General features: G+C 39.1%; 7 protein-coding genes. 5 read left to right on the top strand and 2 right to left on the bottom strand.

Features of this window, described 5'->3' with window-relative positions:
• The first annotated feature begins 97 nt into the window (after nucleotides 1–97).
• Nucleotides 98–796 carry a metallophosphoesterase gene (locus U0M88_RS01990; protein ID WP_117445446.1) on the top strand — a complete coding sequence of 233 codons (699 nt, stop codon included), beginning with the start codon at nucleotides 98–100 and terminating at the stop codon, nucleotides 794–796.
• A 56-nt stretch (nucleotides 797–852) separates the two neighbouring features.
• Nucleotides 853–1,134 (top strand): helix-turn-helix domain-containing protein, encoded by a 282-nt coding sequence (locus tag U0M88_RS01985; protein WP_117445447.1) that lies wholly within the window; start codon nucleotides 853–855, stop codon nucleotides 1,132–1,134.
• Nucleotides 1,135–1,160: 26 nt separating this feature from the next.
• Here the strand turns inward: U0M88_RS01985 and U0M88_RS01980 are convergent, their stop codons facing one another.
• On the bottom strand, nucleotides 1,161–2,648 hold the full coding sequence (locus tag U0M88_RS01980) for a glucosaminidase domain-containing protein (RefSeq protein ID WP_331868737.1): 1,488 nt from the start codon (nucleotides 2,646–2,648) through the stop codon (nucleotides 1,161–1,163).
• 84 nt (nucleotides 2,649–2,732) lie between these two features.
• On the opposite strand from U0M88_RS01980, the gene prfA reads away from it, so the two are divergent.
• Both prfA and prmC read left to right on the top strand, forming a co-directional pair.
• A complete protein-coding gene (gene prfA / locus U0M88_RS01975) occupies nucleotides 2,733–3,809 on the top strand; it encodes a peptide chain release factor 1 (protein WP_117445449.1) in 1,077 nt (358 codons plus the stop codon).
• Nucleotides 3,809–4,660, top strand: coding sequence for a peptide chain release factor N(5)-glutamine methyltransferase (gene prmC / locus U0M88_RS01970; RefSeq protein WP_320802381.1), 852 nt, complete (start codon nucleotides 3,809–3,811; stop codon nucleotides 4,658–4,660). Before prfA ends, prmC begins: the two co-directional genes overlap by 1 nt.
• Nucleotides 4,661–5,043: 383 nt before the next feature.
• On the opposite strand, the gene U0M88_RS01965 is transcribed toward prmC, so the two are convergent.
• Complete coding sequence (locus tag U0M88_RS01965) at nucleotides 5,044–5,751, bottom strand: Tim44 domain-containing protein (protein WP_331868736.1); 708 nt, start codon at nucleotides 5,749–5,751, stop codon at nucleotides 5,044–5,046.
• Between the two features lie 200 nt (nucleotides 5,752–5,951).
• Between U0M88_RS01965 and map the strand changes: the two genes are divergently transcribed.
• Complete coding sequence (gene map / locus U0M88_RS01960; protein WP_272013720.1) at nucleotides 5,952–6,803, top strand: type I methionyl aminopeptidase; 852 nt, start codon at nucleotides 5,952–5,954, stop codon at nucleotides 6,801–6,803.
• The last annotated feature ends 56 nt before the right edge of the window (nucleotides 6,804–6,859 follow it).

The following is a 6,859-nucleotide window of genomic DNA, read 5'->3' as shown; positions in this document are numbered from 1 at the left end:
ATTTATGCCATATCACCAAATTGTCGGTATAGCGTTTTGGTATAATGATAGAGCTATATGATTCTTGAGGGGACAAGGATCAAAAGGGGGATATAGAATGGCTATTTATGTATGCAGTGATATTCACGGCTTGCGTGAAAAATACGATGCTTTATTGGAAAATATAGATTTAGATCAAGATACTTTGATCATCTTAGGCGATGTGATCGATCGAGGGCCTGATGGATATTCTATCTTAAAAGATGTGCTTCAAAGAGAGAATGTGCATCTTTTGATGGGCAATCATGAATATATGATGTTAGAGCTGTTAGAGGAGTATCATGGCAAGATTCCTAATGATATCCATGTATTAAACTGGATTCTAAATGGTGGAGCACCGACTATGGCGGCTTACAATAAGGCCGATGCGCAGGAACAAAGCTTCATCCTACACTCTCTACAAAAGCTTCCTTTTGCTTATACGAATTTCAAAGTAAATGAGCGTACATTTTATTTGTGTCATACGGCACCCGGAAAGGCCAAACGAAAGAATATCTTATATCGAGAGGACATCATAGATCCTTTACATTTTGTATGGGATCGCATGGACCCGAATGGGCCTTTTTTTCGCAATAAGACGATCATCGCCGGTCATACCATTGTGTTAAACTATCATCCAGACCTGCAGGTGTATTCAGATACCGGCGATTTAAAAAAGGCGCATTATATCGATATCGATTGTGGTTGTGCCATGCAGGACGAAAGAAGCAAGTTAGCTTGTTTATGCTTAGATACGATGGAAGTTTGTTATTATTAGTTTTTGCCATAAATAATGACTAAATATATGCTAGTTTGAAACCAGAGGTGATGGAGATGCTTATAAGTATCGATAAAAAGGAAACGGGGAAACAGATCCGACGTATCATGGAAGAAACAGGATATACCTGTAAAGATATTCAAAATTATTTATCTTTAAGCTGTGTACAGACCGTATATCGATGGTTGGATGGAACCAACTTGCCGACATTGGATAATTTGTATGCTTTATCCAAATTGATGGGAAAGCCATTGGATGCTTTTGTGGTTGGTGTGTATGCACCGGATTATCCATCGATTCATATCAAAGAGAAACAGATTCAATTTTATTACGCATAAGAAAAACCAAGGGTCGCCTTGGTTTTTTAGTGTAAATCTTTGATTTTGATATAACCGACACTGCTGCGATACGATGCGCTTACATCGATTTTCTGATCGGATACCGGTGCTTCACTGGCAATGGTGTACCAGTCATCCTCTTGTTTTTCAATGACAAAGCTGGCAATTTCCTTTGCCGGGATAGTGTACAAGATGGAACTTTCTTTTTTATCGGCATACACAGGAATATCGTTTTGCACAAATTGCGTTTGGATGGTTATGCTTTTTTGATCCTTTTGATGGCTTCTTGTATCTAACTGATAATAAAAATGAGCTGCTTTTTCACCCCAGTATGGATCACTGGCATATTGCACATTGATGCCGCTTGCCTTATTGCCAAACCAGGAGCCATGATAACGACTGTCATCAGGATTGGCATATCCATTCTGAATAAATCCATAGGCATGTTGATAGATACAGTCTTCTAAAGATTTGTAGGTTGTGGCACTGTCCGGATTTTCATCATAAGCCGCATGACCAAACAGATTATAGTTGGTCAAGGCATATTCACTTTGACCATAACCACTTTCATTTAAGGCTACCGCAAACATCATGGAAGCATTGACACCAGTCTGATTTTGTACATCGATAAAAGTCGATCCTAAATCATAAAGAACGCTTTCATTATCGGCACAAGGATAGGAGGTGGCTGTTTGCGTGATACCCATTTCTTCTAAATAAGCGTTATAGTTGGCGTTTGTCAGTTGTGTATTTGAACGATGCGGTATATATTGATAGAAATTAAAGTAAGCATCTTCGTTTACGGCATTATCATGGTCCTGGTCCAGAATATCTTCCCGCATGGCTGAAAGATCGATATAGAAGTAGTTTCCATCATACGAATAATAAGTAGTATCTTCTTTCATAAAATCCGGTGCCGGGCCAATCGACAATGGATTTACAACACCCTGAAGAAGATTGGTGGATATTGTATGAATCAAAGAATCATTTTGCACCGTATAGTGCGATGGGTAAAGCGAATCATCCAATAAGTAAAGCTGTATGTCTTCTACCGACACCCATCCCTTTACGCCGCTGATCTGCATTAACACCTGTGTTCCATCCATAGAAGTATCCAGATACAAGGCATCCGCACCATAGCTGCCATTGGTATAGCCTTGTTTATCGGTGCCATCTATCGTATATAAGGTATTTTCGTTAACACTTTTCGTATTTAAATTGACAATTCCCTTTGATAACGCAACGACTTTTCCATCTTCTCGTTGAATATAGGCATCCTGTGCATCCAGACTGTTCATTTTAAGCTGGGCAAACCAAAAGTGTTTGTACACACCTTCCTCCAAAGTTCCGTTTTCATTGACGGAAATAACAGTAAAAACACCATTTTCAGTAAGCTTTAATGCCAGAAATCCAAGAGCTATTATAAGTACAAATCCCATAAGGAATAACCGCAGCTTGTGTACTTTTCTTTTTCTTCGTCTTTTATATGCATAGGTTCTTCTTTTTCGTGCCATAGTAACAGTGTATCATAAGCATATAAAACTGTCATTTCATGGGGTTCTATGTTACACTGAATGGGTTGAAAGGATGTTGGAAATATGGCAAAAATGGAAGAAAGATTAGATTCGATCGTCAAGCGATATAATGAGATCAATGAAGAAATGATGAAATCGGATGTCGTATCCGATCGAAAGACTATGGCCAAGCTGGGCCGTGAACAAAACGAACTGACACCCATTGTAGAAACGTATCAGGAATATAAACAGGCAAAGAGCGAATATGCAGATGCCCAAGAACTGTCTAAGGAAGAAGATAAAGAGTTAAGAGAATTGGGACAGGCCGAGATCGAAAGACTGGAGCCTTTGATGCAGGAATATTTGGATAAATTGGAATTGTTGCTGGTACCAAAAGATCCTAATGATTCACATAACTGTATCCTTGAAATACGAGGAGCTGCCGGCGGCGATGAAGGAAATATCTTTGCGGGTGATTTATTCCGTATGTATTCAAAATATTGTGAATCCAAAGGTTGGAAGATCGAAGTCATTGAAGCAGAAGACAGTGAAGCCGGAGGGTATTCATTGATTTCCTTTAAGGTTAATGGCGACGGTGCTTACGGAACGCTAAAATTCGAATCCGGATCCCATCGTGTACAACGTGTACCAAAGACAGAAGCACAGGGGCGTATCCATACCTCAACAGCTACAGTATTGTGTATGCCGGAAATCGAAGAGGAAGATTTTGACATTGATATGAATGATCTGGAAATCGAAACGATGCGTGCTTCCGGTGCCGGAGGACAGCATATCAATAAGACAGATAGTGCTGTACGTATCATTCATAAGCCGACAGGAATTATCGTAAAATGTCAGGATGGACGTTCGCAACATGAAAACCGTGCCACGGCTCTGATGACGATCCGTGCCCGTGTTTATGAAGAACACCAGAGAGAATTGGATGAGAAAAACGATGCGGAACGTCGTACCAAGATTGGTACCGGAGATCGTGCCGAAAAAATTCGTACCTATAACTATCCGCAAAATCGTGTGACTGATCATCGTATCGGTTATACTGTCAACCAGCTGGATCGTATCATGGATGGTCGTTTGGATGATTTGATGAATGCTTTACAGTTGGCCGATCAACAGGCTAAGCTGGCAGGAGAAAAGAGCTAATGCGTTATCGCGATTATATCCATGAAGGAAAAGAGCGATTGTATAAAGCCGGGCAGGGCGAACAGGCAGCACAACTTTTTATGGTAGAGCTATGCCGACAAAAGGGTATCAACCTCTATATGGACATGGATGAAGAAATCGACGATGAAATTCGTGTTGATTATCTGGAAGGCATCCATGACATGGAAAAAGGGAAACCATTAAGCTATGTACTAGGCTATGAATCCTTTTATGGTTACGATTTTATCGTAAATGAAGATGTTTTGATTCCTCGTCCGGAAACAGAAGAATTGGTTGGTTTAGTGCTGAGTTTATATGATGAACATTTTGGAAACAGAGAACATGTCAATGTGTTTGATGTGGCCACAGGTTCCGGAGCGATAGGAATCACATTAAATCTGGAAGAACCTAAACTTGATGTGATTGCCAGTGATATTTCAGAAAAGGCGGTGCAGGTTGCCTTAAAGAACAATGAAAAATTAGGTGCGCATGTGAATTTTATTATTGGGAATATGTTAGATCCTTTTATAGATAGAAATCTGCATTGTGATATTTGTGTGTGCAATCCACCCTATATTCCTTCGGATGAAAAAATGGAACATAGTGTTGTCGATTATGAACCACATGTAGCCTTGTTTGGAGGCGAAGATGGTTTAAAGTTTTACCGGGATGTTTTTGAGAAGGCCCATTTTGTACTAAAGGAGAAAGCTTTTTTAGCCTTCGAAATGGGATATGATCAAAGAGAAGCTTTAAGTGCTTTAGCTAAAGAGTATTTTCCGCAGGCTAAAATTTGTGTTCACAAAGATATGTCCGGAAAAGACAGAATGTTAACGATTGAAATTGGATTCTAAAACATATTTTACTTGTATGTATTGGAGCAAGTGTTATAATAAACATGGAAAAAGACAGGTCAACAAGAAGTCCTGGATTTGATAGTATATAGGAAGACTACCTAAGTTTCCGAGGCCCAGGTAGTCTTTTTATATGTCATTTACTTCGAATCATTTCAATCAGAAGTATCACGACTATATGAAGCATCATTAACATTATATACAATGTTTCAAATGATGTCATAGCGCTCACCTCCTTATAGGCCGTTAAAACAGGCCATCTATGTTAACGAGGTTTAACGCTCCCCGGTCTAACGACCAGGACTACCTGTGTTGATCTGTCCAGATTTATTTTAACATAAATCCTATACAACAACTATGAATTCAAAATTCAACTTTTTCCATTATTCTGAGGGATTATTTTCACTAAAATCAGTGAACACATCTAAACTTTTATCTTCTTTTTGTGCAATTTCATCTAATACAAATGTGTCTTTGTTTCGCAAAAAACGCCAATATTCAATAAATTCGCTGGGTTTGGTGGAACCTTCTTTTATCTCTCTTGTCTCCATATCCACTGTATAATCAATCATCTTTCCTTTAATATAAACCCAAAAACTATCTTTTTCATTTTCTTGAAAGTCGTGCACACTGACGATTTTGTAATCAAGTAATTGAATGTTTTTCAAAACGTTTTCTTCATGTCGAAGATCCATGAAATTTAATTTGATCAGCCATCGATCATATAGTGGAGGACTTAAATATTTCTGAAGCGTAGAAAGATCTTTTTTGCTCCAGGCTTTTTGTACGGAATAATAAGTCTCCTCTATGCGTTGATCTAGTTGATCTTGATTCCAGGATTGATCCAGATCATCGATCTTATTTAATAAGTTTTGCGATTTTCTCTTTTTCTTATAGAGATTTATCGAAAAGATGATACCGCCTGCTCCGGCAACCAGGCAAAATACTCCGGTTTGAATGACACTAGCCAAAGGGGAATAGGGGCCGGGCGATCTTTGTGAAGTCGATGAATGACCGGAAGAACCGCTTCCGCCTCCACCGCTGCTTCCGCCACCGCCACCTCCGGCACGTGCATATACGGGGGTTGGCAAAATGAAACAAAACAATAATAGAAAGATACACAGATTTCTTTTCTTCATAGAATTACACTTTCTATATGAATGCATAAGCATTGTTATGTATATTGTACGCAATTTTAGAGAAATGAGGTATTACTTTTGAATGATCGTTGAAAAAGTGTATAATGATTCAGTAAAACAAATTAGGAAGTGATAGTGTGATTAGTAAAAATATGCCTTGCTGGTGTGGGTCCGGCAAAAAGTATAAACATTGCCATCAGGAATGGGATGACAATATCAATGTTTTAAAATTACAGGGGAAAATTGTACCTGGTCATGACTTGATCAAAAATGAGGAAGATATCAAGTGGATCAAAAAAGCGGCTAAGATCAATAATGAAATCTTGGATATGGTTGGTGAAAAGATCCATGCCGGTATGTCCACAGAAGAAATTGATCAGTTAGTCTATGATTATACGGTGAGTCATGGGGCCATTCCGGCCTGCTTGGATTATATGGGATTTCCGAAAAGCTGTTGTACATCCGTAAACAACGAAATCTGCCATGGTATTCCGGATAAAAATGTAATTTTAAAAGAAGGCGATATCGTCAATGTGGATTGCACAACGATCGTACATCGTCATTATGCCGATGCCAGTCGTATGTTTTGTATTGGGAAGGTTAGTGATGAGGCTAAACGATTGGTTGATGTGACAAAAGAGTGTTTACAAATCGGTATTGAAGCGGTACGGCCATGGGGTTATTTCGGTGATATCGGTGCTGCCATTCAAGAACATGCTCATAAAAACGGATACAGTGTGGTCACTGATTTCTGCGGTCACGGTGTAGGAAATGCCTTCCATGAGGATCCTTATGTGCATCATGTAGGAATCAAGAATACAGGCATGGTCATAGCGCCGGGCATGGTCTTTACGATCGAACCGATGATCAATCAAGGTGTCAGTACATTATATATCGATAAACAAAACGGATGGACGGCTTACACCAGTGATGGAAAGCTTTCGGCACAATGGGAACATACCATCTATGTAACGGAAAAAGGAGTAGAGATTCTAGCTTATTAGAATCTCTTTTTTAATTTATATTGGTAAAACTATCGTATATAATTATTGTAGAGGAT

The sequence above is a fragment of the Faecalicoccus sp. genome, from assembly GCF_036552745.1.
GTDB lineage: Bacteria > Bacillota_I > Bacilli_A > Erysipelotrichales > Erysipelotrichaceae > Faecalicoccus.
The sequence above is the reverse complement of the archived record's forward strand: the minus strand, read 5'-3'. Positions and strand labels throughout refer to the sequence as shown.